This is a genomic window from Pseudolabrys sp. Root1462 (assembly GCF_001426945.1).
GTDB lineage: Bacteria > Pseudomonadota > Alphaproteobacteria > Rhizobiales > Xanthobacteraceae > Pseudolabrys.
On sequence record NZ_LMFS01000001.1, the window covers coordinates 3,428,237 to 3,450,436 of the forward strand.

Consider the following 22,200-nt stretch of genomic DNA (forward strand, 5'->3'; position numbering starts at 1 on the left):
CCACGTCAGGCCTTCTCTTTTTCCAGCTTCTTCAGCCACCGCTTGGCCTGCGCCTTCACGTTTTTCGGCGCTGTGCCGCCGTAGCTGACACGGCTCTTCACTGAGCGATCGACCGACAGCACGCTGAACACGTCGTCGGTGATTTTGCTCTCGATCGCCTGCATATCGGCAAGCGGCAGGCGGTGGAGCGGAACGCCCTGCTCCGACGCCTTGGCGACGATCCGGCCGGTGATGTGATGCGCTTCGCGGAACGGGATGTTGAAGGTGCGCACCAGCCAGTCGGCGAGATCCGTGGCCGTGGCGTAACCATCGCCGGCGGCCTTCTTCATGCGGCCGGCGTCCGGCACGAGATCGTTGACCATGCCGGTCATGGCCGCGATGGCGAGGCTGAGCGCGGAGAGCGCATCCATGACGCCCTCCTTGTCCTCCTGCATGTCCTTGGCGTAGGCGAGCGGCAGCCCCTTCATCACAATGAGCAAGCCGTTGAGGGCGCCGATGATGCGGCCCGTCTTGGCGCGTACCAGTTCGGCCGCGTCCGGATTGCGCTTCTGCGGCATGATCGACGAGCCGGTCGTGAACTTGTCCGACAGCTTGACGAGCCCGGTCAGCGGCGACGTCCAGATGATGATCTCTTCGGCAAAACGCGACAGATGCATCGCCGTGATCGAAGCCGCAGCCAGCGTTTCCAGCGCGAAGTCGCGATCCGACACGGCATCGAGCGAGTTGGCCGTCGGCCGGTCGAAGCCGAGCGAGTGGGCCGTCATGTCGCGATCGAGATCGAACGACGTGCCGGCCAGCGCGCCGGAGCCGAGCGGCGATTCGTTGAGGCGCTTGCGGGCATCGGCGAAGCGGCCGCGGTCGCGCCCCGCCATCTCGACATAGGCGAGCAGATGGTGGCCGAAAGTCACCGGCTGCGCGGTCTGCAGATGGGTGAAGCCGGGCATCACCGTCGCCGCGTGCTCCAGGGCCCGTTCGGCCAGCGCGATCTGATAGGCGGCGAGCGCGGCATCTGTCGTGTCGATGGTGTCGCGCACCCACAGCTTAAAGTCGGTCGCCACCTGATCGTTGCGCGAGCGCGCAGTGTGCAGGCGCCCGGCGGGCGCGCCGATCATGTCGGTGAGGCGGCTCTCGACATTCATATGGATGTCTTCGAGCGCGCGTTTGAAGGCGAACTTGCCGCCTTCGATTTCTGACAGGATCGTGTCTAGACCGTGAACGATCTTTTTCGCATCGTCCGCCGCAATGATGCCTTGCTTGGCCAGCATGTCGGCATGGGCCTTTGAAGCGGCAATGTCCTGGCGGTAGAGATGCCGGTCGAAGTCGATGGAGGCGTTGATTTCCTCCATAATGGCATCGGGACCGGAGGCAAACCGCCCGCCCCACATTTTGTTGCTCATCGTGCCGCTCGTATGGCCAAACCTGTTCGTGTTGTCAGAAGCTACTACCCCTAAGAGTGCAGCCGCCCATGACCGAATCCGCTTCCCAAACCCGTGCCCATGCCAAGAAACGTCTCGCCATGGTGCTCGCGGGGGGCGTCGCCGGGGTGGCCGTCGGGCTGGCGGGGGTATACGTGATGACCACCTTGATAGGCAATAAAGGCGGTACGGGCGCCAGCGCCGCCTGCCGGCCGGCCGTGGATCTCGCCAAAAAGGTCGCACCCTTCGCCCGCGGCGAGGTGGCGGCCGTGAATATGGCCAAGGCCCCGCTCAAGGTGCCGGCGTTGACCTTCCACGACGCCACCGGGGCCGCCAAAACCCTCGACGATTTTCGTGGAAAGACCGTTCTGCTCAACCTCTGGGCGACCTGGTGCGTGCCGTGCCGCAAGGAAATGCCGGCGCTCGACGCCCTGGAGCAGAAGAAGGGCAGCGCCGACTTCCAGGTGGTCACGGTCAATATCGACACCCGCGACGCCGACAAGCCGAAGGCCTGGCTCAAGGAGGTCGGCATCGAAAAGCTCGCCTACTTCGCCGATCCGACGGCCAAGGTCTTCCAGGAGTTGAAGGGCGTCGGCCGCGCCTTCGGCATGCCGACGACGATGCTGGTCGATCCCAAGGGCTGCGAAATCGGGACGATTGCCGGCCCTGCCGAGTGGGCCAGCGATGACGCGCTCAAGCTGATCGACGCCGCTGTCGCCGGCGCCAAGCAAGGCAGCTAGCGCGGCGACGCCTCAGGCGGCGATGTTCACCGAGCCGCCATTGCCGACGGTCGATGCCTGACTGGAATTATAGGCGGATTGCGTGGCGGCCAGCGTCGCCTGGGCGCCGGCCAGTTGCTTGTCACGCGCGGCATTCACCGATTTGATCTTCGCGCTGAGCCGCATCACCGCCTGCTGCGCGGCCAGTTTCGCGATCCCGGCAATCTGGTTGGTCGAAGCGCTGGCGAAATTGTTGCTGGCCGCGTTGAGACCGGCCTGAACCGAACTGGCGTAGTTCGCCACGCGCGTGCGTTGCGACTTTATATTCTGATACGCGCTTCGTTGGGGATTCCAGCCGAACCCGATTTGTATTGCCATGACATCGCCCTCGCCCGCCATGGTGCAGAGGACAGGGTTAATCAAACCTTAGAAACCGCCGCCCCGCCCCTGCGCCCCCTTGACGCACCCTCGCACCTCCCTATACTTAACCAGATGGTTGACTATCAGCCCGCCTCGCTCGACCGCACGTTCGCCGCCCTCGCCGATCCGACGCGGCGGGCGCTGCTGGCGCGCCTGAGCGACAGCGACGCCGTCAGTGTCAGCGATCTCGCCAAGCCGTTCGCCATGTCGCTGCCGGCGATCATGAAGCACCTCGACGTCCTCAAGGATGCGGGGCTGGTCACCCGGGAAAAGAGCGGCCGCATCGTGTCGTGCCGGCTGCGCGCCGAGCCGATGCACGAAGCCAACGAATGGCTCAACCGCTACCAGCGGTTCTGGACCGAGCGCCTCGATCAACTCGAAGCCTTACTGGAGAACGATGCATGGCTACCGCCGTCGCTACAAAACCAAGCCTCACCATCAAGCGTCGATTCAAGGCCGCGCCCGAGAAAGTCTTTGCCGCGTGGACCGATCCGCAAAAAATGATGCGCTGGATGGGGCCGAGCAAGGTGACGCTCTGCGACGTCACCAACGACCTTCGCGTCGGCGGCCGCTACGACATCAGGATGGTCGCCGACGGCGAGGAGCACAATGTCGGCGGCGTCTATCGCGAGATCGTGCCGAACGCGAAGGTCGTCTTCACCTGGGCCTGGCGCTCGACGCCGGAGCGCGAGTCGCTGGTGACCATGACCGTCAAGCCGGACGGCGACGGTTCGCTGATGACGCTGCAGCACGAACAGTTCTTCGACGAGGCCGCCCGCGACCGCCACAACCAGGGCTGGACCGGCACGTTGCTTCGCCTCGAGACCTTCCTGCATACCGACGGCATGGAGAAGCCCCACGGCAAGTTCGTCTGGAACGAACTGAACACTCGCGACGTCGAAGGTGCCAAAAGCTTTCTCAGCGCCGCGCTCGGCTGGACCTTCGAGGCCGCTCCGATGCCCGGTTTCACCTACTGGATCATCAAGCGCGGTGACGAGCGCATCGGCGGCATCTTCGATCTGAATTCCGACGAAGGCTGCAAGGGTGTCCCCGAGCACTGGCTCACTTACATCGCCGTCGATGATGTCGATGCGCGCCTCAAGGTCGCGCTGTCGGTAGGCGCCAAAGAAGGCAGACCACCGCAGGATATTCCCGGTGTCGGCCGCATGGCGGTGTTGCAGCAGCCCGGTGGGGCGACGATCGCCTGGCTGACGCCGAAGCCGATTTAAGCTCCGGCTTCGCCAAGCCGACATCAAAACGGGAGATGACAATGAAGCTCTATGGATTCCCACCGTCGCCGCGCACCTGGGCGGTGCGCGCCGTCGCAGCCCAGCTTGGCGTGCCGCTCGACTTCGAATTCGTCGACCTGACCAAGGGCCAGCAGCACGAGCCGGACTATCGCGCGATCAATCCCAACGGCCGCGCGCCGACGCTGGTCGATGGCGACTTCAAATTGTGGGAGGCGATGGCGATCATGCACTACCTCGCCGGCCAGAAGCCCACTGCGCTCTGGCCGGACGACATGCGCATTCGCGCCGACATCGTGCGCTGGCAGAGTTGGAATCTCGCGCACTGGGAGAAGGAATCCTGCGCGCCGTTGCTGTTCGAGCGCATCGTCAAGCAACTCGTCGGGGCGGGTGCACCGGACGAGGCGGCCGTGGCGCGCGCGCTCGACAATTTCGCCCGCGACGCCAAGGTGCTCGAGGCACATCTGGGCAAGCAGCCTTACCTCGTGGGCAGCTCCCTCACCCTTGCCGACTTCTCTGTCGCCGGCCCCCTGTTCTACGCCGAGCGCGCCGGCCTGCCGCTCGCAGACTATCCGAAGGTGCGCGAATGGTTCGGGCGCATCGCGTCGCTGCCGTGCTGGAAGGAGACCGCGCCCCAGATCCCGGCCGCGGCGGCGTAGTCGCGTGTCCCGGACACGCAGCGCAAGCGCGTTTACGCGCGTCTTCGATGCACGATGGCGCGGCGGTGCGCTGCCGTAGAACAAGGCGTCGCTACGCGAGGTCGCGACTAGGTTGACACATGGCACAAGCTCAAAGAGCCCAGCTCCACAAGTCGGGAGAAATCCCGGCACCGGCACACGACGTCTGGATGCTGCTGACCGATTGGGCCGGAATGCTGCGATGGAGCTTAAGCGCCAAGCGCGGCGGACCACTTGGCAAGCTGGTCAAATGCGAACTGATCGGGGAACCGGGCCAAGTGCCGCGCACACGACGGATGATCCTCGACTCCGGCGTAAAGATCGAGGAAGAGCTCGTTTACCAGAATGACGAGACCAGACGCATCTATTATCGAAAAACCGACTCACTCGGGTCTATTGGATATATTGCCACAAGTTATGTCGATGAAATCGACGCCCTGAGGTGCCGATTGCACATCGCGTCGTGGTTCGACGTCGAGCCGGACGAAGGCCCGGCCGCCTCCGTCGCTCGCTTCGAGGGAATCTACGCAGGCATATTCGAGGGCTTCAGACTGTACTTCTCAGCCTGAAGCGGTCGCAACGACGGACCACGCCTCTACCGCGTCGGGACCGGCTTGTCGCCGCGATAGTCGTAGAAGCCGCGCTGCGTCTTGCGGCCGAGCCAGCCGGCTTCGACGTACTTCACCAGCAACGGGCACGGCCGATACTTCGAGTCGGCCAAGCCCTCGTGCAGCACCTGCATCACCGACAAGCAGGTGTCGAGGCCGATGAAGTCGGCGAGTTCGAGCGGGCCCATCGGATGGTGGGCGCCGAGACGCATCGCGGTGTCGATCGCCTCGACATTGCCGACGCCTTCGTACAGCGTGTAGATCGCCTCGTTGATCATAGGCAGCAGGATGCGGTTGACGATGAAGGCCGGGAAGTCTTCCGAAACCGCGATCGTCTTCTTGAGCGTGCGAACGAAGTCCTTCGACGTCTCGAAGGTCGCATCGTCGGTGGCAATGCCGCGAATTACCTCAACGAGCTCCATCAACGGCACCGGATTCATGAAGTGAATGCCGATGAAGCGCTCGGGGCGATCGGTCGTGGCGGCAAGGCGCGTAATCGAGATCGACGAAGTGTTGGTGGCGAGGATCGCCTCCGGCTTCAGCGACGGGCACAGTTCGGAATAGATCTTGCGCTTGGCTTCTTCCTTTTCGATCGCCGTCTCGATGACGAGATCGCAGGCGCCGAGACCGTCGTATTTCTCGGCCGCGCCGATACGCGCCAGCGCCGCCTTGCGATCGTCTTCCGTGATCGTCTTCTTGGAGACCTGCTTGGCCATGTTGCCGTTGATCGTGGCCATGCCGGCCTTGATGCGGTCTGCCGAAATGTCGTTGAGCTTCACGTCATAGCCGGCCAGTGCACAGACGTGAGCAATGCCGTTGCCCATCTGACCGGCGCCGATTACCCCGACAGTTTTTATAGTGGCGGCCATTTCTGATCCGATATGTTCCATGCCCGGTGAGGCAATCCCCCCGTCCGAACCCCGTTTCTACGACGAACTGCGGTATGACGCCACAGACGCGATGAACCGTTGTTGAACGGCCTCAGCGACCGGCCTTGCCTAGCTCCTCGGCCAATTCCGGCAATGCCTGGTAGAGATCGGCGACCAGTCCGTAATCGGCCACCTGGAAGATGGGGGCTTCTTCGTCCTTGTTGATCGCGACGATGACCTTTGAATCTTTCATGCCGGCGAGATGCTGGATCGCACCTGAAATGCCGACGGCGATGTAGAGCTCCGGCGCTACAACCTTGCCGGTCTGACCGACCTGCCAGTCGTTCGGCGCATAACCGGCATCGACCGCGGCACGCGAGGCGCCCATCGCGGCGCCGAGCTTGTCGGCCACCGGTTCGATGTACTTGGTGAAGTTCTCGCGGTTCTGCATCGCCCGGCCGCCGGAGATGATGATCTTGGCGGAGGTGAGTTCGGGACGGTCCGACTTCGACAGCTCTTCGCCGACGAAGGACGACACGCCGGGATCGGCAGCGGCCTGCGCGGCCTCGACCGGTGCCGAGCCACCTTCACCCGCCGCCTGGAAGGTCGAGGTGCGCACGGTGATGACCTTCTTGGCGTCCGTCGACTTCACGGTCTGGATCGCGTTGCCGGCATAGATCGGACGCTCGAACGTATCGGGCGAAACAACCTTCATGATTTCGGAAATCTGCATGACGTCGAGCAGCGCGGCGACGCGCGGCATGACGTTCTTGCCCGAGGTGGTCGCCGGCGCCACGAAGGCGTCGTACGAGCCGGCGAGCGAAACGATCAGCGCCGCCAGCGGCTCGGCGAGCTGATGCTCGTAGGCCGGCGCATCGGCGATGAGCACCTTGGCAACGCCGTCGAGCTTGGCGGCAGCATCGGCCGCGGCCTTGCAATCCTTGCCGGCAACGAGAACGTGGACGTCGCCGCCCATCGCCTTGGCGGCAGTGACTGCCTTGTTGGTCGCATCTTTCAGCGACTTGTTGTCATGCTCGGCGAGAACAAGCGTGGTCATGATCAAATTACTCCCGCTTCGTTCTTCAGCTTGGCAACGAGTTCGGCGACCGAGCCGACCTTGACGCCGGCCTTGCGGCCCGAAGGTTCGGTGGTCTTGACGACCTCAAGGCGCGGCTTGGTGTCGACGCCGTAATCGGCGGCGGTCTTTTCCTCGATCGGCTTCTTCTTCGCCTTCATGATGTTCGGCAGCGAAGCGTAGCGCGGCTCGTTGAGGCGGAGGTCGGTGGTGACGATCGCCGGGCCCTTGAGCTTGACGGTTTGCAGGCCGCCGTCGACTTCGCGCGTTACCGACACGCTGTCGCCGTCGAGCACCAGCTTCGAGGCGAAGGTGCCTTGCGACCAGCCAAGCAACGCGGCGAGCATCTGGCCGGTCTGGTTGGAATCATCATCGATCGCCTGCTTGCCCATGATGACGAGACCGGGCTGTTCGGCTTCGACGATCTTCTTGAGGATCTTGGCAACGGCGAGCGGTTCCACCACGCCGTCGGCCTTCACCAGAATACCGCGATCGGCGCCCATGGCGAGCGCGGTGCGAATGGTCTCCGATGACTGCTGCGCGCCGATAGACACCGCGACAATCTCGGTCGCCTTGCCGGCTTCCTTCAAACGGATCGCCTCTTCGACGGCGATCTCGTCGAAGGGATTCATCGACATCTTGATGTTGGCGAGTTCCACGCCCGAGCCATCGGGCTTGACGCGAATTTTGACGTTGTAATCGACGACCCGCTTAACGGGCACCAGAATCTTCATAATTCTATCCCTATCGGGCCTAGTCGGGAAAACGGCGGGAACCTAAAGGCGGCCCGGTTAGCATGTCAACGCTTATGCCGCATTGCACGATGCCGCAATGGCGCTTTCTTGAGATTTCCGAGCCTCTTCAGGTCATTGAACGCTATTTCCTGCTCCGGGGCCATCGTCCCCTGGCGTCGACCGACGTCGCCATCAGGCGAGCCGACGAAATCGAACACTCGCACGAATACGACGGCGCGTCTGAGCGGATGATGATCGCGGACGACCGCGACTTTCCGTAGCCGGCAGTCGGTTACTCAGCGGTTCTGACCCGGCTGCCACAGGATGTCGCTGGCGCCTTTGTCATTGGCGTAACGGCCGGCGACGAAAAGATAGTCCGATAATCGATTGACGTATTTAAGCGACGGATCGGACACGCCGTCCTGATCGGTATCGCGCAGCTTGACCATGATGCGCTCGGCGCGCCGGCAAACCGTGCGGGCCAGATGCAGATAGGCCGACGCTGCGCTGCCGCCCGGCAGGATAAATGATTTGAGCGGCGCAAGGTCGGCGTTCAGCCGGTCGATCTCACCTTCAAGCCAGGCAACTTGGGCGTCGGTCACGGTGAGACGGGCGCCGCCCGGGCCTTTCTCCGCCAGGCAGAGATCGGCTTCGACATCAAAGAGATCGTTCTGAATGCGGCCGAGGGCGGCATCGAAACTCTTGTCCGCCGCCGTGTGCAGGCGGACGAGACCGAGCACTGCGTTTGCTTCGTCGAGGGTGCCATAGGCTTCGACGCGCAGATCGTACTTCTTGCGGCGCGCGCCGGAGCCGAGCGAGGTCGTGCCGTCGTCGCCGGTGCGGGTATAGATCCGATTGAGAACGACCATCGAAACCCTCGGACGTTCGGGCAAAAATCAGCCGCGCATCACCCAGATCGTGAACATGATGACGGCGATCGCAACGAACTGCAGGAGTACGCGAAGCCGCATCAATTTCTGGGAGCGGTTCGGTGAGCCGCCCCGCATCATATTAATCAGACCGAGCGCAAGGACGATACCGACCGCGATGATCGCGGCGGGCACCAGATAGTGGGAGAGGAAATCGGACATGGGGGCCTATTAGCACCCCGACCGGATGCCGGCCAGCACAGCCCAGCCATGAGAATTGGCAATCCGGACTCGCCATATGGTTGTATTTGTGACATTTTGGTTGTGGGGAAGTCGGTCGGGTTGGGGCAATGCGACCTGGGTTGGAGAATGCGACCAGGCCGTTTGCGAGGCCGTCAGAAAACCGGGGCACGAGCCGGCCGCCGCGGGCCCACCGGCCGCGCGCCAGAGCGACCTCCGCCTATCCAGAGCTCGACTGCATCCGATACCGCCTGTCGCCGGGCATCCTGGACTGGGCCGAGCAACGGGCCGAGCGTCTCGGCCTCGGCGCCGACCGGGCCATCATCAGCGCCGGGATACTTGACGACGAGACATATGTCCGCGCCCTCGCCGCCGACCTCGGCATCGCCTTCGAGCCACTGGAAACCGTAGCGCGTTCCCAGTGCCTGCTGTCCGATGCGGACCTGGTCGGCGCAGCCGCATCCGGCCTGCTGCCTGTCGCCGACGACACCGGCACGGCAATCGTGATCGCGCCGCGCGGCACCGGGGCGCGGGGATTGGTCCGGCTGATCAGAAGCGATCCGGCGAGGGCCGCACGCTTTCGTCTGACGACGACGGAGCGCTTTAACCGCCTGCTGCTGCGTATCGGCGGCGATGCCATCGTCACGCACGCCTTGCAGGCGTTGCAAGGTCGTTGGCCTGCCCTGTCCGCGTCATCGCGGCACGGCTTCGGCTGCGTATCGATTGCAGCGGCCGCGGCTGTCGCGGCTTTTTCGCTCATGGCGGCCTTTCTCGGACCCGCCGTCGCGCTGATGGTGGTCGAGCTGACGCTGTCGGCGATATTTCTGGCCTGGCTGGGTCTGCGCCTGCTCGGCGCCTTCGTCGGCCCGCCACCGCTATCACCGGCGCGACAGTTGTCGGATCGCGAGTTGCCGATCTACAGCGTGATCGCTGCAGTCTATCGCGAGGCGGCTTCGGTCGGCGGGCTGCTGGCCGCGATCGAGCGGCTCGATTATCCGGCGGAAAAGCTCGACGTCATCGTCGCTGTCGAGGCCGACGATGCGGACACCCGCGACGCGTTGAATGCCATCAAGACGCGGTTTCCCATTACGGTGATCGACGTGCCGCCCGGCGGACCACGCACCAAGCCGAAAGCGCTCAATGTCGCGCTGCCCTTCGCGCGCGGTACCTTCACCGTGATCTATGATGCTGAGGACCGGCCCGACCCTGGACAGTTGCGTCTGGCCCTGCGCGAATTCCTGGGCGGCGACCGCAATCTCGCCTGCGTTCAGGCGCGGCTGTGCATCGACAACACCGCCGATGGCTGGCTGGCGCGCTATTTCACCGCCGAATACGCCGGCCAGTTCGACGTCTTCCTGCCGGGGCTGGCGAGCCTTCACGTGCCCCTGCCGCTAGGCGGCACGTCTAACCATTTTCACACCGACACCTTGCGCAAGATCGGCGGCTGGGATCCGTACAACGTCACCGAGGACGCCGATCTCGGCATGCGGCTGGCGCGCTGGGGCTATCGCGCCGCGATGATCGACTCGACGACGTACGAAGAAGCGCCCGCCAAACCCAGCGCCTGGCTGCGTCAGCGCACGCGCTGGTTCAAAGGCTGGATGCAGACGTGGCTCGTTCACATGCGTCGGCCCCGGCAGCTATGGCGCGAACTCGGACCATCGGGCTTCATTGCCTTCAATCTCATGGTCGGCGGCACCGTGCTCGCGGCGTTGGTGCATCCGTTGTTCGTTGCGGCGCTGACCTGTTCGATCGCCTACTGCGGCGGGCTGTGGGCGGGCGACCAGCCGTCGCTTGTTCTTCTGGGCATTGTCTACGGCATGACCGCGGTGTGCGGTTATCTCAGCTCGGCCTATCTGGGATGGCTGGGCCTGAAGCGGCGCGAACTGTCATCGTCGGCCTGGGTCTTGTTGCTGACGCCGCTGCATTGGCTGCTGCTGTCCACGGCGGCGTGGCGCGCGGTCTATCAATTGTTCACCCAACCCTTCGTCTGGGAGAAAACCGAACACGGGCTGGCGCGGACGTCGCAGCGCGCCGCGCGTCTGGCGCGAGCGCTGACCGATCTCGAGCAGGATCTGCGCTGCGCCCCGCAGGCCGGCATGCTGCCGACCGTCAATGAAGCAACTATAGATACTTCTTCATCTCGGCGGCGGCCTCTTCGGGCGTCCGCTTGAGGTTGAACGGCGCAACGAAGCGGCCTTGCTTGTCCATCAGATAAACCATCGCGGTGTGGTCCATCGAATAATCGTCGCCCTTGCCGGTCGGGATTTTCTTGGCATACACCCGGTAGGCCTTCTCGGCGGCATCGATCGACGCGCGATCGCCAGTCGCCGCCATCATCCGCGGATCGAAGCTCGACAGATAATCCTTCATCACCGCCGGCGTATCGCGCTCCGGATCGACGGTGATGAACAGGGCGCCTGTGCGGTCCGCATCCTTGCCCATCGCCCGCAGCATTTCCGACACGTCGAACAGCGTGGTCGGACAAACGTCCGGGCAATGCGTGTAGCCGAAGAAGACCAGCCACGGCCTGCCCTTGAAATCCTGATCGGTGATCGGCTTGTTGTTCTGGTCCACGAGCTTGAACGGCCCGCCGACAGCGGACGCAGTCGACACCGCCTGGGGGTTGAGACCGCCGGTCACGTACCACAGCGCCCCCAGAAACACGCCAAGACCCGTCAGGAACGCGGCGACGACGAGAAGCATGTGATTGGTGCGGGAGGTCATGGCAGGTCCGATACGTGAAGAGGACGTCGAGGCGGGGGTCAGAAGCAGGCGGCAAAACCCGTTCGCACCATCTCGAAAAAGACAGCGGTCCCGAAATAGGCCCAAAGGCCGATGGTTACGGCAACAACCACCCCGCCGAGCAGCGAAGCCAACAGCGTGGCCCACGAAATGGCCGGGATCGAGGCAGAGGCGCGCATATCAGTTCCCGCATTGGGACACCGGGTTCCTCAGATAAACATCCTCCCCTGCCCCGGCAACTGCCCGGGGCCAATTCCCGGCCGGCATTAACCATAAAGGCAACGCAGGGCTGATAAAATGCGGCTTTTCGGGACTTCCGTTGACTCGAAAGGTTAAAGTCGCAATGTATGAGCAGGCATCATAATGATTACTGCCCTCTAGGAGTTTGTTATGCGTAGCGCGTTGGCCCTTCTTGTCGCGATCTCGATGTCCGCCGCAGGGACTGCGGCCTGGGCTCAGAACGCCCCGGCACCCGCGGCGACGCCGGCGAAGTGCGAAAATCCGAACGCCCTTGGCGTGTCACGCGTGGTGCAGATCGATACCACCGGCGGCCCCGGCTTCGGTTTCGAACACTTCAAGGCTTATGACTTCTTGCGCGACCACGAAGTCGTGCTGACGTTCGACGACGGTCCGTGGCCGGGTCACACGCCGGACGTGTTGAAGGCGCTGGCCGATCAGTGCACCAAGGCGCTGTTCTTCCCGATCGGCAAGCACGCCGGATATCACCCGGAAATCCTCAAGCGCGTTCGCGCCGAGGGGCACACCATCGGTTCGCACACCTGGTCGCACAAGGATCTGTCGCGCCTCACCCAGCAGGAAGCGGTCGACGAGTTCGAAAAGGGCGTTGCCGCCGTCAGCATCGCGCTCGGCAACAAGCCGGTCGATGCCTTCTTCCGTTTCCCGGCGCTGCGTCATCCGCCGGAAATGTTGAAGTACCTTGGCGATCGTAACGTCGGCATCTTCTCGACTGACCTCGACTCCTTCGACTTCAAGACTCGCAAGCCGGAACAGGTCGTCGGCAATGTGATGAAGAAGCTGGAAAAGAACGGCAAGGGCATCATCCTGATGCACGACTTCCAGCAAGCCACCGCCAAGGCCGCGCCGGAACTGCTCAAGCGGCTCAAGGAAGGCGGCTACAAGGTGGTGCAGATCACCGGCAAGACGCCGATCGAGCCGAAGAAGGAATATGTCGACATGGTCTTGAAGGAGATGGGCGGCGGCCTCGACGAGGCCCGCCCGATGTCCAGCGTCATCAAGACGATCAACGAAAACTGATCGGCGCTTGAACTTCCCGCCCTTTTCGACCCGAACCGGTCGTGCGATATTTTCGCACGGCCGGTTTTTTGCCATCTGTCGAAGCGGACCCCGCCTGCCTATCTCCGCTTGGGATAGCGAAAGGGCCCGCCCTTGCGTTGGCACGGCATTTCGGATCAGACTTTGACCAGGCCTCGACAGCGAATCATCAGTAAGAGGCTCTAGTCACCTCCAGGGGTCTGTCGATGGAATCAGCAGTCCGGAAACCTGTCCGGGCCACGAAGGACGTATCGCGAATGGCCACGATCAGCATGCCGAAGAAGGATAAAGCCGCGGAACCGGAGGTGGCCAAGGTCACCCAAACGCGGCCGACGCTGGCGCGTTTTCGACTGCAGGTCGACCGGCAGACCAAGGCGACATTCGCCTCGCTCGATGAAGCCCGCAACGCCGCCAAGGCGATCAAAAAGGCCTTCCCTGTCGTGCAGGTATCGATTTACGACGCCGAACAAAGCACGCAGGCGAGCCTCGACTGAGCGCTCGCGCTCAACGTCGCAGTCTCTGTGCCGGCGGCTGCCCCGCAGCCGCGAAACTACTCGACAGCGCGCCTGCTGAAGGCCGTAAACACTGCCGAAGCCGCCGTTGCATGGTCATAGACCATCCGGCTGGCCACGACGAATAATGTCGCTGCCAGCACGAGCCGCAATGCTCGTTCCGGAACGCGGATGGCAAAGTAACTGCCGACGAAGATGCCGGGTAAAGAACCGGCGAGCAGTGACATGATGATGTGCCAATCGACCGAGCCCATCATCCAGTGACCCATGCCGGCAATCAGGGTCAGCGGCACGGCATGTGCGATGTCGGAGCCCACGATCTTGACCATCGGCAGCCCAGGATACAGCAGCAGCAAAGCGATGACGCCGATCGCGCCGGCGCCGACCGAGGAGATCGACACCAGGACGCCGAGCGTCGCCCCGACCAGGACGGTCGCGAGGGCTGTGCGCTCCTCGCTCAATGACCCGACATGCGCGCGGTACCATTCGACGATCGGCTGACCGAGCACCAGAACGGAAGCCGTGACGAACAGCGCAACGCCCAATACGAGTGTGATCAGGTTGCCGACCGCCTCGCTATCGAGATTCAATTGCGACAGGATCAGTAGCGTGATGCATGTCGCCGGCACGCTGCCGCTCGCCAGGCGGCGCACGATGCGCCAATCGATACTGCGGGCGAAGCCGTGCATCAGGCTACCCGCAGTCTTGGTTGCCGCCGCATATAATAGGTCGGTGCCGACCGCCGTCGCCGGATGGATGCCGAACAACAGGATGAGCAGCGGCGTCATTAGCGAACCGCCGCCCACGCCGGTCATACCAACAAGCAGACCGACGGCAAATCCCGACAGCGAGTACAGCGGATCGATCATCGACACCCCGTCGCCGCGGAAAGCGGCGTTTGATCTAAGCACACTGGTCGGGAACGGCAATTGTGACTACGCGTTGAACTGCGTCAATTGGCGCTTGACAATGCTGCCGTTGGAATTTTGTTGAGTATTCCGCAGAAAATGCGATCAAAAATGTCCAATTGGTCCGCTGACGGCCTGTAACGACGAAATGCCGCGCCCAACGGAAGGCTCACCGTGCCTGACATCATTACAATCACCATCAATCCGGCCGTGGACATTTTCTTCAATGTCGAGAAGGTCGAGCCGACGACAAAGATGCGATGCTCGGCGCCGAAGCGCGATCCTGGCGGCGGCGGCATCAACGTCGCGCGTGTCGTGAGCCGCCTCGGCGGCGACGCTACCGCCATATACCCGGTCGGCGGCTCGATCGGCAGGCTGCTGCAGAAACTGCTCGATCGCGAGGGCATCGATAGCCTTGTTACGCCGTCGCATGTCGAGACCCGTGAGAACTTTACGGCCTACGAGACGAGCAGCGGCGATCAATATCGCTTCGTACTCCCGGGCTCGACGCTTCATCGTGCGGAATGGGAGGCCTGCTTGAGCACGATGACGAAGTTGAAGGACAAGCCGCGGTTTGTGGTCGCCAGCGGCAGCATTCCGCCCGGCGTGCCCGACGATTATTTCGCGCGCGTGGTTCGCGAGGCCAAGCGACTCGGTGCACAGAGTGTCGTCGATACGTCGGGCGACGCGCTCAAGGCCGCGCTCGAAGAATGCATCGATATCGTCAAGCCCAATGTCAATGAACTGAGTGCATTCACCGGTACCACGCTCGACAGCGATCACGCCCGCATCGCCGCTTGTCGCGAACTGATCGCCGGCGGGCGCGTGAAAATGGTGGCGTTGACCCTTGGCGCCGACGGGGCGCTGCTGGTGACGAAAGACGACGTCTTCAAGGCCGCGCCGATGAAGATCGAAGTCGTCAGCGCCGTCGGTGCTGGCGACAGCTTTCTCGGAGGGCTGGTCTGGGCCCTCTCGGACGGGCAGACGCCCAGGGACGCGTTCCGTGTCGCCGTTGCCGCGGGCTCGGCCGCGGTGATGAGCCCCGGCACCGAATTATGCAGCCATGCGGATGTCAAGAGGCTCGCGCCGAGGGTCGAAATCGAAGAGATCCAAACCGCTTAACGCCTGTTATTTGGTCTCGAGCGCGAAGACGCCGTTCCAGTCGACCGGCGGCTCGTCCTTCTGGAAGCTGGCGATGCGCAGCGTGTAGATGTCGACCAGCCGGTCCAGCCCAAACGGCTTGGCGGCCTCGCGACAGCGCAGAATGAACTGCTCGGCGCCTTCGAAATCGCGCCTCCGATAGTGCTGGAGCATGTCGCTGAATACACGCTTCAACGCCTGGTAGTTTTCGCTGGCGGCGACCTCGGCATCGCCCAGCACGGTGTAGACGGTCTCGGGCTCGGTCTTGCCCTTGACGGTGATGACATCGAGTTCGAGCAGCGCGAACTTGTCGGCGACCGCCTGCGCGGTGCGCGCGCCGACGATGATGCGGACGCCATAGTTCTTCGACTGACCCTCCAGGCGCGAGGCCAGGTTCACCGGATCGCCGAGCACCGAGTAGTTGAAGCGCAGGTCCGAGCCCATATTGCCGACCACGCAGCGCCCGGTGTTGATGCCGATGCCGACATTGATCGGAATGAACCGCTGACCGGATTCGCTCGCCTCGCGTTCGCGCCGCGCATTCAGTGTTTCCACCTTGCGCAACATTTCCAGCGCCGCGCGGCAGGCGTTGACCTCGTGATGCGTGTCGTGCAGCGGCGCGTTCCAGAACGCCATGACGGCGTCACCTATATATTTGTCGATCGTGCCGTTGTTCTCGATGATGGCGTTGGTCAGCGGCGTCAGGAAGTTGTTCATCAAGGTCGTCAAGCCTTGAGGATCATCCTTGTACAGTTCAGAGATCGTGGTGAAGCCGCGCACGTCCGAGAACATGATGGTCATGTTGCGGTCTTCGCCGCCGAGCGTCAGCTTTTCATGCGAGTGCGCCAACTGTGATACCAGCTCGGGCGCAAGATATTGCCCGAAGGCCGTGCGGATACGGTGACGCTGCAATTGCTCGCGGAAGTAATTGATGAACATCAGCGCCAGATAGACGAGGAAGGTGGCGAGCAGCGGGAAAGTCGCGTCGAGCAGAATGCGCTTTTCGGTGAAGAACAGCCACGAGCCAGCGGCCAAGGCGGCGCCGACGATCGCCCCCAAACCGAGCATCGGCGCCGCGCCGAGGATCGGCCCGAGCGCGATGATGCCGAGCCCGAACAGCACGGTGACGGCCAGCTCGCCGCCGATGGCATAGCCGGGCCGCGCCAGCACCGCATTCGACAGGATACTCTCGAGCACCTGCGCATGCACTTCGACGCCGGACATCGCCGGGTCGATTGGGGTCGCCTTGATATCGCGCAGGCCGACCGCGGAGGTGCCGATCAGCACCAGTTTGCGGGCGATGCGATCCGGCGGCACGCGGTCTTCGAGAATATCCTTGGCCGAGACGAAACGGTTGGCGTCGTAGGGCGCGAAATGGATCCAGAGCTGGCCGTTGCCGTCGGTCGGCATCTCGAGCGCCGGAATCGCGACGCTGCGCACGCCGGCGGCGTCGCTTTTGATGCGGAAGGCGCCGGCGCCGGTGACGACGCGCAGCATTTCCAGTGTCAGCGCCGGTGTCATCATGTCACGCGCGACGATCGTCATCGGCACGCGCCGGACGATGCCATCGGGCTCCGGCTGGATCGTCAGCATGCCGCGGCCGGCAGCGGCCTGTTCGAGCGCCGGAATGTTGCCGATCATCCCGGGATAGTTGATCAGGAAACGCTTGGGGTCCGGCCCCATCATGGCAAAGCCGACGACGGGCGGCGCGGCCGCGCCCTCGCTCAGGTTGAGGTGATGGCCGGATTCGCCGAGCACGACGCGCGAATGCCGGATGGCATCGGCGAAAACCGCGTCATTGTCCGGCAACTTCGCCAGTTGCGCGCGCGTTGCCGCATCGAGATTGCGGAAACTGTCGGCGGCGACGGCCGGCGACATGCGATCTGGTTCGGCGAAGATAATATCGAAGGCAACGACGGCCGCGCCCATGCGCGTGAGCCTGGTGACGAGGTCGGCAAGCACAGTGCGCGGCCACGGCCACTGCCCGATGCTCTTGAGGCTGGCTTCGTCGATGTCGACGATCACCGCCGGACGAAGTGTCGCCTCGCGCGGTTGGACGCGCTGATAGAGGTCGAAAGTGCGGCTGCGCAGCGCTTCGAGCGGCGCCGGATCCCAGATGCGCAACATGACCAGCGCCGCCAGCAGCAACAGGCAGATCACCCGGCCGAGGCCGAACTGGCGCCCGAACTGTTTGAGCGCTTCTGTCAAGGAGCGACTCATTTCTCGCGGAAGGCGCGCATGAACTGATCCTGCAGCGGCTTCATCAAATAAGAAATGACCGTGCGCTCGCCGGTCTGCACGAAGGCTTCGACCGGCATGCCGGGCAGCAGCTTGAGGTCATCGAGCTTCTGCAACGCTTCGGCCGGCAGACTGATGCGGATGGTATAGTAGCTCGCGCCGGTGCGCTGATCCGTCGAGGTATCGGCGGAAACGCGCGTCACTTCGCCGTTGATTTCGGGCGTGGTGCGCGCATCGAAGGCCGAGAAGCGCAGCACCGCGGCCTGGCCGACCTTGACCTGAGCGATATCCTGCGGCTGCACCTTGGCCTCGACCTGCAGTTTGGCAGAGTCGGGCACGATGTACATGATCGGATCGCCGGCGGTGATGACGCCGCCGACAGTGTGAACCGCCGACTGGAAGACAAAACCCGTCTGCGGCGCCCGGATATCGGTGCGGCGCAACTGGTCCTCGGCGGTGATCTTGCGCTCGACGAATTCGCCGATCTTGCTGTCGGTTTCGCGCAATTCCTTGGCGACGTCGCTCGACAGATTCTGGTCTATCTGGATGATCTGCAAGCGGATTTCGGAGATTTTGCCCTTCGACTGCGCCGCAGTCGCAACGAGTTGCGCGCGCTCGCCGCCGAGGCGCGCGGTCTCGCGCTCGAGCTGGGTGAGCCGCGTCAACTGCACCAGGTTGCGCTTGTAGAGATCACGCACGCCTTCGAGTTCGCGGCTGATCAGATCGATTTCCTGGCTTTTGGCGGCCTGCTGCGCCTCGATGCCACCGATCTCTTCCTCGAGCTGTTTGACGCGCTGCGTGAGCTGCGCCTTCTGTCCGAGACGTTCGGCGCGGCGCAACTCGAACAGCTTTCGCTCGCTCGCCATGGTGTCGGCGACGTCGGCGTCCGTGGCTCGCCTCATGAGATCGGCGGGGAACGCGATCGTGTCGGCGCCATCGCGCTCGGCTTCGAGCCGGGCCTTTCGCGCCACCGCCTGGTCGAGCCCCTTGGTCACGATCGCCAAGTTGGCGCGCATCACCGTCTCGTCGAGCCGCACCAGCACATCGCCGGATTTGACATAGTCGCCGTCATGGACGCGCAGGTCGCCGACAATGCCGCCGGTCGGATGCTGCACCTTCTGAACATTCTGATCGACGACAATCGAGCCTTGTGCGATCAAGGCGCCCGCCAGTTTCACGGTCGCCGCCCAGCCGCCGACTCCGCCGCCCAGGAACAGCACGATCATCAGGCCGACGATCAGGTGGCGGCGAATCGACGCCTGCGCGCTGGATGATGGTCCGCGGTCGGCGTTCATGCGCTCGCGCCCCCGCTCTTCTCGGGACGGATGCCGATCGGCGTCGGCGCTGCGGCGCCCGGCGGCCTTTGCAGCACCTTGGACAGCACTTCATCCTTCGGACCGCAGGCCTGCGCCCGGCCCTGGTTCATGACGAGAATCTGATCGACCCCGGCGATCGCGCTCGGCCGGTGCGCGATGACGACGACAATGCCCTTGCGCTCCCGAATGCCGAGAATGGCGCGGGTGAGCGCTGCGTCGCCATCCGAATCGAGATGCGAGTTCGGCTCATCGAGCACCACCAGAAACGGGTCGCGATACACCGCGCGCGCCAGCGCCACGCGTTGCGCCTGGCCTGCCGAGAGCGCAGCGCCCTGCTCGCCGACCGGCGTCTCGTAACCTTGCGGCAGACCGACGATCATCTCGTGGACGCCGACCGCCTTGGCGGCGGCGATCACCGCTTCGCCGTCCGGCTGAGGCTCGAAACGGGCAATATTGTCGGCGACCGTGCCCGCGAGCAGTTCGATATCCTGCGGCAGATAACCGATGTGCCGGCCGAGCACGTCGGGCGACCACTGGTCGAGCGCGGCGCCGTCGAGCCGCACCTTGCCGCGCACCGGGTGCCAGACGCCGACCAGCATGCGGGCCAGCGACGATTTACCGGAACCGCTCTGGCCGATAACGCCGAGCCCCTGCCCGGCCTCGAGCTTGAAGGCAATATCCTGCACCAGGACCTTGGTCGTGCCGGGCGCCGTCGCCGAGATGTTCTCGACAGTCAGGCGGTGCGCCGGGGCTGGCAATTCCATCGGCTGCGGCAATGCGGGCATGGCTTCGAGCAGTTGGCTCAGCCGCTTCCAGCTTTGCCTGGCCGCGGCAAAGCCCTTCCAGTTGGCGATGGCGAGATCGACCGGCGCCAGCGCACGCGCGCTCAGGATCGAACTGGCGATGATGATGCCGGCGGTCGCCTGCTGGTTGATGACAAGGTAAGCGCCGACCGCGAGCACGACGGACTGCAGCAGCATGCGCAGGACTTTCGAGGCCGAACCGAGGCCGCCGCCGATGTCGCTGCTGCGCTGCTGGCTGCGCATGTAGCGGTCGTTGGCTTCAGCCCAACGCGCCGCGATGCGCGGCACCATGCCCATGGCGACAAGCGCTTCGGCATTGCGCCGGCTCGCTTCGGCAAGGCCGTTGCGGACCGTCGCGGCCTCGGCGGCGCTCTTCGTCGGCGCCTTTGTCATCATCTCGGTGGCGAGTGTGAGTGCGACCAGGATGATGGCGCCGGCAAGCGCGGTGAAGCCGATCAGCGGATGAAAGGCAAAGCAGATCGCGAGATAGAGCGGGATCCAGGGCAGATCGAACAGCGCCACCGGCCCGAGGCCCGACAGATAGGAGCGGACAGCGTCAAGATCGCGGAGCGGCTGCGTGCCGTCGCCGCGGCCGCCGGTGCGCAAGGGAAGCCGCACCAGCGTGTCGTACACGCGGCCGCTGAGCGCCTCATCGAGCGCCCCGCCGACGCGAGCAAGGATACGGCTGCGAATGGCGTCGAGCACGCCAAGCGCGGCAAACAGGAAGACGATGAGCATCAGAAGCCCGACAAGCGTCGGCAGGCTCCGGCTCGGCAACACGCGGTCATAGACCTCGAGCATGAACATGGAGCCGGTGAGCATGAGAATGTTGCTCATGCCGGAGACCAGGGCCGTGCCGATAAAGGCGCCGCGGCAGGCGGCAAGCGCGGCCGAGAGTTCGGAACGCGGCGGCGAATGGCGTCGGATGGGCGGACTGTTCAGCATGGCAGCGGATTGGCTCCCCAACGCCGGCCAATTCCTCGGCAGATCGGCCCGCGCTGGCAATTGTGCCACGAAACCGGCAGAAAGTCGCCCGTGGAAACACAAGAAAAGTTAATAACGGCAACCACTTGCGCCACCGTGCGACGCCTTTGGGCGATACAGGGCCTACACGATCAGGACGTGGTTGATGACGTCGTAGATCTGAATGTTGGCGCTGGTCAGCGTCGTATGATCGACGCCATTGAGCGTGACAGTGTGCCCGGATGTATCCGTAATCACCGTATCGGCTCCGCTGGCGCTCGCGTGACTGAGGACATCTGTCGCGCTCGCGAAAACATCGCTGTCGAACTGGAGGATGTCGTGACCCGTTGCGTTGCCCGCCGTGAACGACTGAACCGTGTCATTGCCGAAATTATTGTGAAACACAAAGGTGTCTGTGCCACCGCTGCTGAATAGATCATTTCCTTGACCACCGGCATAGGTGTTGTTTCCGGTGAAGCCACCACCATTAACGAAGAGGTGGTTGGTGCCGGTCAGACCAGAGGCATCGATCGAAATGCTACCGGTCACCGTTGATCCACCGGAGCCAAAGTGGAGATAGCCAGTCGAAGCGCCATTGTAGTGGGCGCTCGACACAAGTTCATCGCCGACAATCACCGAGTAACCGCCGGCGGCATTGGTCAACGCGATATTGTCGATGTTGGACACCGTCGCGATGCCGTTCGCATCGCTCAAATCATAGGCGCCGCCGGTCGTCAGTTTGATGACATCGGTAATGTTCGTCTTGTCTTGCGCCGTGCCATCGATCACATCGCCGGCGAGGTCGCCGGAAGAGGCAATGACAAAAGCGTCGGCGCCCAGACCGCCAGTCAGAATGTCGCCCCCCGCGCCGCTCGTAATGATGTCGTTGCCATCGCCGCCGGTCAGCGTGTCGGCGAAGCCGCTGCCGGTAATCGCAAAGGCCTCGCTCTGGCCATGCAGATCGATGGTGACGCCCGCGGTCGCCGTCGAGGCGGAGACCGCTTCAACACCGGCGATCGACGCATCAGTCGCGCCGAGAGTATTAAGATGCGCCGATGTGGAGGTCAGGTTGATCGTGTCATGCGTTCCGGCTCCGAGGTCGATCGTGCCGTTGCCGATAATGATGTGATCGAGCTGCAGCCCCGTAAGCGTGATCGAATCGTCGCAGCCGGTGCCGACGAGATTGCCGGCGTCGACATGGTCCACCATCGGCACGCCAGATGCAGAGATATCGACGCCGTTGGCGAGAACATTAACGACATTGATGCCGCCACCGAGGTCGATCGCAGTCGACGCCGACCAATCGGTCGCCGACAGTTTCAAGGTGTTGTCATCACTGGTTCCGACCGTGACGGTCACCACGATCGTATCGCTTGCGCCGTGCTCGTCCGTCACCTTCGCGGTGAAGG

The 22,200-nt window shown here is 63.5% G+C and carries 23 protein-coding genes and 1 pseudogene; 10 read left to right on the forward strand and 14 right to left on the reverse strand.

Annotated elements, in window-relative coordinates; genetic code table 11:
- Positions 1-5: 5 nt before the first annotated feature.
- Entirely contained in the window at positions 6-1,397 is a 1,392-nt protein-coding gene (argH, locus tag ASD45_RS16550) for an argininosuccinate lyase (protein WP_056912480.1), read from the reverse strand.
- Between the two features lie 68 nt (positions 1,398-1,465).
- On the opposite strand from argH, the gene ASD45_RS16555 reads away from it, so the two are divergent.
- Positions 1,466-2,155 carry a TlpA disulfide reductase family protein gene (locus ASD45_RS16555; protein WP_056912481.1) on the forward strand — a complete coding sequence of 230 codons (690 nt, stop codon included), beginning with the start codon at positions 1,466-1,468 and terminating at the stop codon, positions 2,153-2,155.
- Between the two features lie 12 nt (positions 2,156-2,167).
- Here ASD45_RS16555 and ASD45_RS16560 read toward each other — a convergent pair whose 3' ends face one another.
- Positions 2,168-2,437: a hypothetical protein gene (locus tag ASD45_RS16560; protein WP_156380895.1), complete on the reverse strand. Its 270-nt coding sequence runs from the start codon at positions 2,435-2,437 to the stop codon at positions 2,168-2,170.
- Between the two features lie 9 nt (positions 2,438-2,446).
- Here ASD45_RS16560 and ASD45_RS16565 point away from each other — a divergent pair, with 9 nt between their 5' ends.
- From ASD45_RS16565 to ASD45_RS16585, 4 genes are all read left to right on the forward strand, one after another.
- Positions 2,447-3,058, forward strand: coding sequence for a metalloregulator ArsR/SmtB family transcription factor (locus tag ASD45_RS16565; RefSeq protein ID WP_244485414.1), 612 nt, complete (start codon positions 2,447-2,449; stop codon positions 3,056-3,058).
- Positions 2,956-3,783 carry an SRPBCC domain-containing protein gene (locus ASD45_RS24230; protein WP_348271234.1) on the forward strand — a complete coding sequence of 276 codons (828 nt, stop codon included), beginning with the start codon at positions 2,956-2,958 and terminating at the stop codon, positions 3,781-3,783. Before ASD45_RS16565 ends, ASD45_RS24230 begins: the two co-directional genes overlap by 103 nt.
- Before the next feature lie 41 nt (positions 3,784-3,824).
- Positions 3,825-4,460 carry a glutathione S-transferase family protein gene (locus ASD45_RS16580; protein ID WP_056912484.1) on the forward strand — a complete coding sequence of 212 codons (636 nt, stop codon included), beginning with the start codon at positions 3,825-3,827 and terminating at the stop codon, positions 4,458-4,460.
- Between the two features lie 119 nt (positions 4,461-4,579).
- Complete coding sequence (locus tag ASD45_RS16585; RefSeq protein ID WP_082540896.1) at positions 4,580-5,047, forward strand: SRPBCC family protein; 468 nt, start codon at positions 4,580-4,582, stop codon at positions 5,045-5,047.
- 26 nt (positions 5,048-5,073) lie between these two features.
- Here ASD45_RS16585 and ASD45_RS16590 read toward each other — a convergent pair whose 3' ends face one another.
- The 3 genes from ASD45_RS16590 to ASD45_RS16600 all read right to left on the reverse strand — a co-directional run bounded on the left by ASD45_RS16590 (position 5,074) and on the right by ASD45_RS16600 (position 7,764).
- Complete coding sequence (locus ASD45_RS16590) at positions 5,074-5,955, reverse strand: 3-hydroxybutyryl-CoA dehydrogenase (RefSeq protein WP_056912486.1); 882 nt, start codon at positions 5,953-5,955, stop codon at positions 5,074-5,076.
- A 112-nt stretch (positions 5,956-6,067) separates the two neighbouring features.
- Complete coding sequence (locus tag ASD45_RS16595; protein ID WP_056912487.1) at positions 6,068-7,012, reverse strand: FAD-binding protein; 945 nt, start codon at positions 7,010-7,012, stop codon at positions 6,068-6,070.
- A gap of 2 nt (positions 7,013-7,014) precedes the next feature.
- A complete protein-coding gene (locus ASD45_RS16600) occupies positions 7,015-7,764 on the reverse strand; it encodes an electron transfer flavoprotein subunit beta/FixA family protein (protein ID WP_056912488.1) in 750 nt (249 codons plus the stop codon).
- A gap of 89 nt (positions 7,765-7,853) precedes the next feature.
- On the opposite strand from ASD45_RS16600, the gene ASD45_RS16605 reads away from it, so the two are divergent.
- Positions 7,854-8,045, forward strand: coding sequence for a hypothetical protein (locus tag ASD45_RS16605; protein WP_156380896.1), 192 nt, complete (start codon positions 7,854-7,856; stop codon positions 8,043-8,045).
- Between the two features lie 15 nt (positions 8,046-8,060).
- On the opposite strand, the gene ASD45_RS16610 is transcribed toward ASD45_RS16605, so the two are convergent.
- Both ASD45_RS16610 and ASD45_RS16615 read right to left on the reverse strand, forming a co-directional pair.
- Positions 8,061-8,633, reverse strand: coding sequence for a cob(I)yrinic acid a,c-diamide adenosyltransferase (locus tag ASD45_RS16610; RefSeq protein ID WP_056912490.1), 573 nt, complete (start codon positions 8,631-8,633; stop codon positions 8,061-8,063).
- A gap of 27 nt (positions 8,634-8,660) precedes the next feature.
- Positions 8,661-8,855 carry a twin transmembrane helix small protein gene (locus tag ASD45_RS16615; protein ID WP_056912491.1) on the reverse strand — a complete coding sequence of 65 codons (195 nt, stop codon included), beginning with the start codon at positions 8,853-8,855 and terminating at the stop codon, positions 8,661-8,663.
- Positions 8,856-8,983: 128 nt separating this feature from the next.
- Here ASD45_RS16615 and ASD45_RS16620 point away from each other — a divergent pair, with 128 nt between their 5' ends.
- A complete protein-coding gene (locus ASD45_RS16620; RefSeq protein WP_082540897.1) occupies positions 8,984-11,047 on the forward strand; it encodes a glycosyltransferase in 2,064 nt (687 codons plus the stop codon).
- Here the strand turns inward: ASD45_RS16620 and ASD45_RS16625 are convergent.
- Together ASD45_RS16625 and ASD45_RS23820 are read right to left on the reverse strand one after the other, a co-directional pair.
- A complete protein-coding gene (locus ASD45_RS16625; protein WP_244485479.1) occupies positions 10,998-11,579 on the reverse strand; it encodes an SCO family protein in 582 nt (193 codons plus the stop codon). The two genes, ASD45_RS16620 and ASD45_RS16625, sit on opposite strands and share 50 nt — an antisense overlap.
- Before the next feature lie 59 nt (positions 11,580-11,638).
- A complete protein-coding gene (locus ASD45_RS23820; protein WP_164488360.1) occupies positions 11,639-11,797 on the reverse strand; it encodes a hypothetical protein in 159 nt (52 codons plus the stop codon).
- Positions 11,798-12,008: 211 nt separating this feature from the next.
- Here ASD45_RS23820 and ASD45_RS16630 point away from each other — a divergent pair, with 211 nt between their 5' ends.
- Entirely contained in the window at positions 12,009-12,893 is an 885-nt protein-coding gene (locus ASD45_RS16630; RefSeq protein WP_056912494.1) for a polysaccharide deacetylase family protein, read from the forward strand.
- Positions 12,894-13,168: 275 nt separating this feature from the next.
- Positions 13,169-13,405: a hypothetical protein gene (locus tag ASD45_RS16635; RefSeq protein WP_056912495.1), complete on the forward strand. Its 237-nt coding sequence runs from the start codon at positions 13,169-13,171 to the stop codon at positions 13,403-13,405.
- Between the two features lie 56 nt (positions 13,406-13,461).
- Here the strand turns inward: ASD45_RS16635 and ASD45_RS16640 are convergent, their stop codons facing one another.
- Positions 13,462-14,292, reverse strand: a complete 831-nt coding sequence (locus ASD45_RS16640; protein ID WP_056912496.1) for a sulfite exporter TauE/SafE family protein — start codon at positions 14,290-14,292, stop codon at positions 13,462-13,464.
- Between the two features lie 213 nt (positions 14,293-14,505).
- Between ASD45_RS16640 and ASD45_RS16645 the strand changes: the two genes are divergently transcribed.
- Positions 14,506-15,453: a 1-phosphofructokinase family hexose kinase gene (locus tag ASD45_RS16645; protein WP_056912497.1), complete on the forward strand. Its 948-nt coding sequence runs from the start codon at positions 14,506-14,508 to the stop codon at positions 15,451-15,453.
- Positions 15,454-15,459: 6 nt separating this feature from the next.
- On the opposite strand, the gene ASD45_RS16650 is transcribed toward ASD45_RS16645, so the two are convergent.
- The 4 genes and pseudogenes from ASD45_RS16650 to ASD45_RS23755 all read right to left on the reverse strand — a co-directional run.
- Positions 15,460-17,691: an adenylate/guanylate cyclase domain-containing protein gene (locus ASD45_RS16650; RefSeq protein ID WP_056912498.1), complete on the reverse strand. Its 2,232-nt coding sequence runs from the start codon at positions 17,689-17,691 to the stop codon at positions 15,460-15,462.
- Positions 17,688-19,004 carry an HlyD family type I secretion periplasmic adaptor subunit gene (locus tag ASD45_RS16655; protein WP_056912499.1) on the reverse strand — a complete coding sequence of 439 codons (1,317 nt, stop codon included), beginning with the start codon at positions 19,002-19,004 and terminating at the stop codon, positions 17,688-17,690. Before ASD45_RS16655 ends, ASD45_RS16650 begins: the two co-directional genes overlap by 4 nt.
- Positions 19,001-20,773: a type I secretion system permease/ATPase gene (locus ASD45_RS16660; protein ID WP_056912500.1), complete on the reverse strand. Its 1,773-nt coding sequence runs from the start codon at positions 20,771-20,773 to the stop codon at positions 19,001-19,003. Before ASD45_RS16660 ends, ASD45_RS16655 begins: the two co-directional genes overlap by 4 nt.
- A gap of 162 nt (positions 20,774-20,935) precedes the next feature.
- A pseudogene (locus ASD45_RS23755) lies at positions 20,936-22,200 on the reverse strand (hypothetical protein); the annotation flags it as partial.

What these genes read in the sequence shown, in the direction of transcription:
- argH (WP_056912480.1), bottom strand. Translation starts at nt 1,397, where the DNA reads ATGAGCAACAAAATGTGGGGCGGGCGGTTTGCCTCCGGTCCCGATGCC.
- ASD45_RS16555 (WP_056912481.1), top strand. Translation starts at nt 1,466, where the DNA reads ATGACCGAATCCGCTTCCCAAACCCGTGCCCATGCCAAGAAACGTCTC.
- ASD45_RS24230 (WP_348271234.1), top strand. Translation starts at nt 2,956, where the DNA reads ATGGCTACCGCCGTCGCTACAAAACCAAGCCTCACCATCAAGCGTCGA.
- ASD45_RS16580 (WP_056912484.1), top strand. Translation starts at nt 3,825, where the DNA reads ATGAAGCTCTATGGATTCCCACCGTCGCCGCGCACCTGGGCGGTGCGC.
- ASD45_RS16585 (WP_082540896.1), top strand. Translation starts at nt 4,580, where the DNA reads ATGGCACAAGCTCAAAGAGCCCAGCTCCACAAGTCGGGAGAAATCCCG.
- ASD45_RS16590 (WP_056912486.1), bottom strand. Translation starts at nt 5,955, where the DNA reads ATGGCCGCCACTATAAAAACTGTCGGGGTAATCGGCGCCGGTCAGATG.
- ASD45_RS16595 (WP_056912487.1), bottom strand. Translation starts at nt 7,012, where the DNA reads ATGACCACGCTTGTTCTCGCCGAGCATGACAACAAGTCGCTGAAAGAT.
- ASD45_RS16600 (WP_056912488.1), bottom strand. Translation starts at nt 7,764, where the DNA reads ATGAAGATTCTGGTGCCCGTTAAGCGGGTCGTCGATTACAACGTCAAA.
- ASD45_RS16605 (WP_156380896.1), top strand. Translation starts at nt 7,854, where the DNA reads ATGCCGCAATGGCGCTTTCTTGAGATTTCCGAGCCTCTTCAGGTCATT.
- ASD45_RS16610 (WP_056912490.1), bottom strand. Translation starts at nt 8,633, where the DNA reads ATGGTCGTTCTCAATCGGATCTATACCCGCACCGGCGACGACGGCACG.
- ASD45_RS16615 (WP_056912491.1), bottom strand. Translation starts at nt 8,855, where the DNA reads ATGTCCGATTTCCTCTCCCACTATCTGGTGCCCGCCGCGATCATCGCG.
- ASD45_RS16620 (WP_082540897.1), top strand. Translation starts at nt 8,984, where the DNA reads ATGCGACCTGGGTTGGAGAATGCGACCAGGCCGTTTGCGAGGCCGTCA.
- ASD45_RS16625 (WP_244485479.1), bottom strand. Translation starts at nt 11,579, where the DNA reads ATGCTTCTCGTCGTCGCCGCGTTCCTGACGGGTCTTGGCGTGTTTCTG.
- ASD45_RS23820 (WP_164488360.1), bottom strand. Translation starts at nt 11,797, where the DNA reads ATGCGCGCCTCTGCCTCGATCCCGGCCATTTCGTGGGCCACGCTGTTG.
- ASD45_RS16630 (WP_056912494.1), top strand. Translation starts at nt 12,009, where the DNA reads ATGCGTAGCGCGTTGGCCCTTCTTGTCGCGATCTCGATGTCCGCCGCA.
- ASD45_RS16635 (WP_056912495.1), top strand. Translation starts at nt 13,169, where the DNA reads ATGGCCACGATCAGCATGCCGAAGAAGGATAAAGCCGCGGAACCGGAG.
- ASD45_RS16640 (WP_056912496.1), bottom strand. Translation starts at nt 14,292, where the DNA reads ATGATCGATCCGCTGTACTCGCTGTCGGGATTTGCCGTCGGTCTGCTT.
- ASD45_RS16650 (WP_056912498.1), bottom strand. Translation starts at nt 17,691, where the DNA reads ATGAGTCGCTCCTTGACAGAAGCGCTCAAACAGTTCGGGCGCCAGTTC.
- ASD45_RS16655 (WP_056912499.1), bottom strand. Translation starts at nt 19,004, where the DNA reads ATGAACGCCGACCGCGGACCATCATCCAGCGCGCAGGCGTCGATTCGC.
- ASD45_RS16660 (WP_056912500.1), bottom strand. Translation starts at nt 20,773, where the DNA reads ATGCTGAACAGTCCGCCCATCCGACGCCATTCGCCGCCGCGTTCCGAA.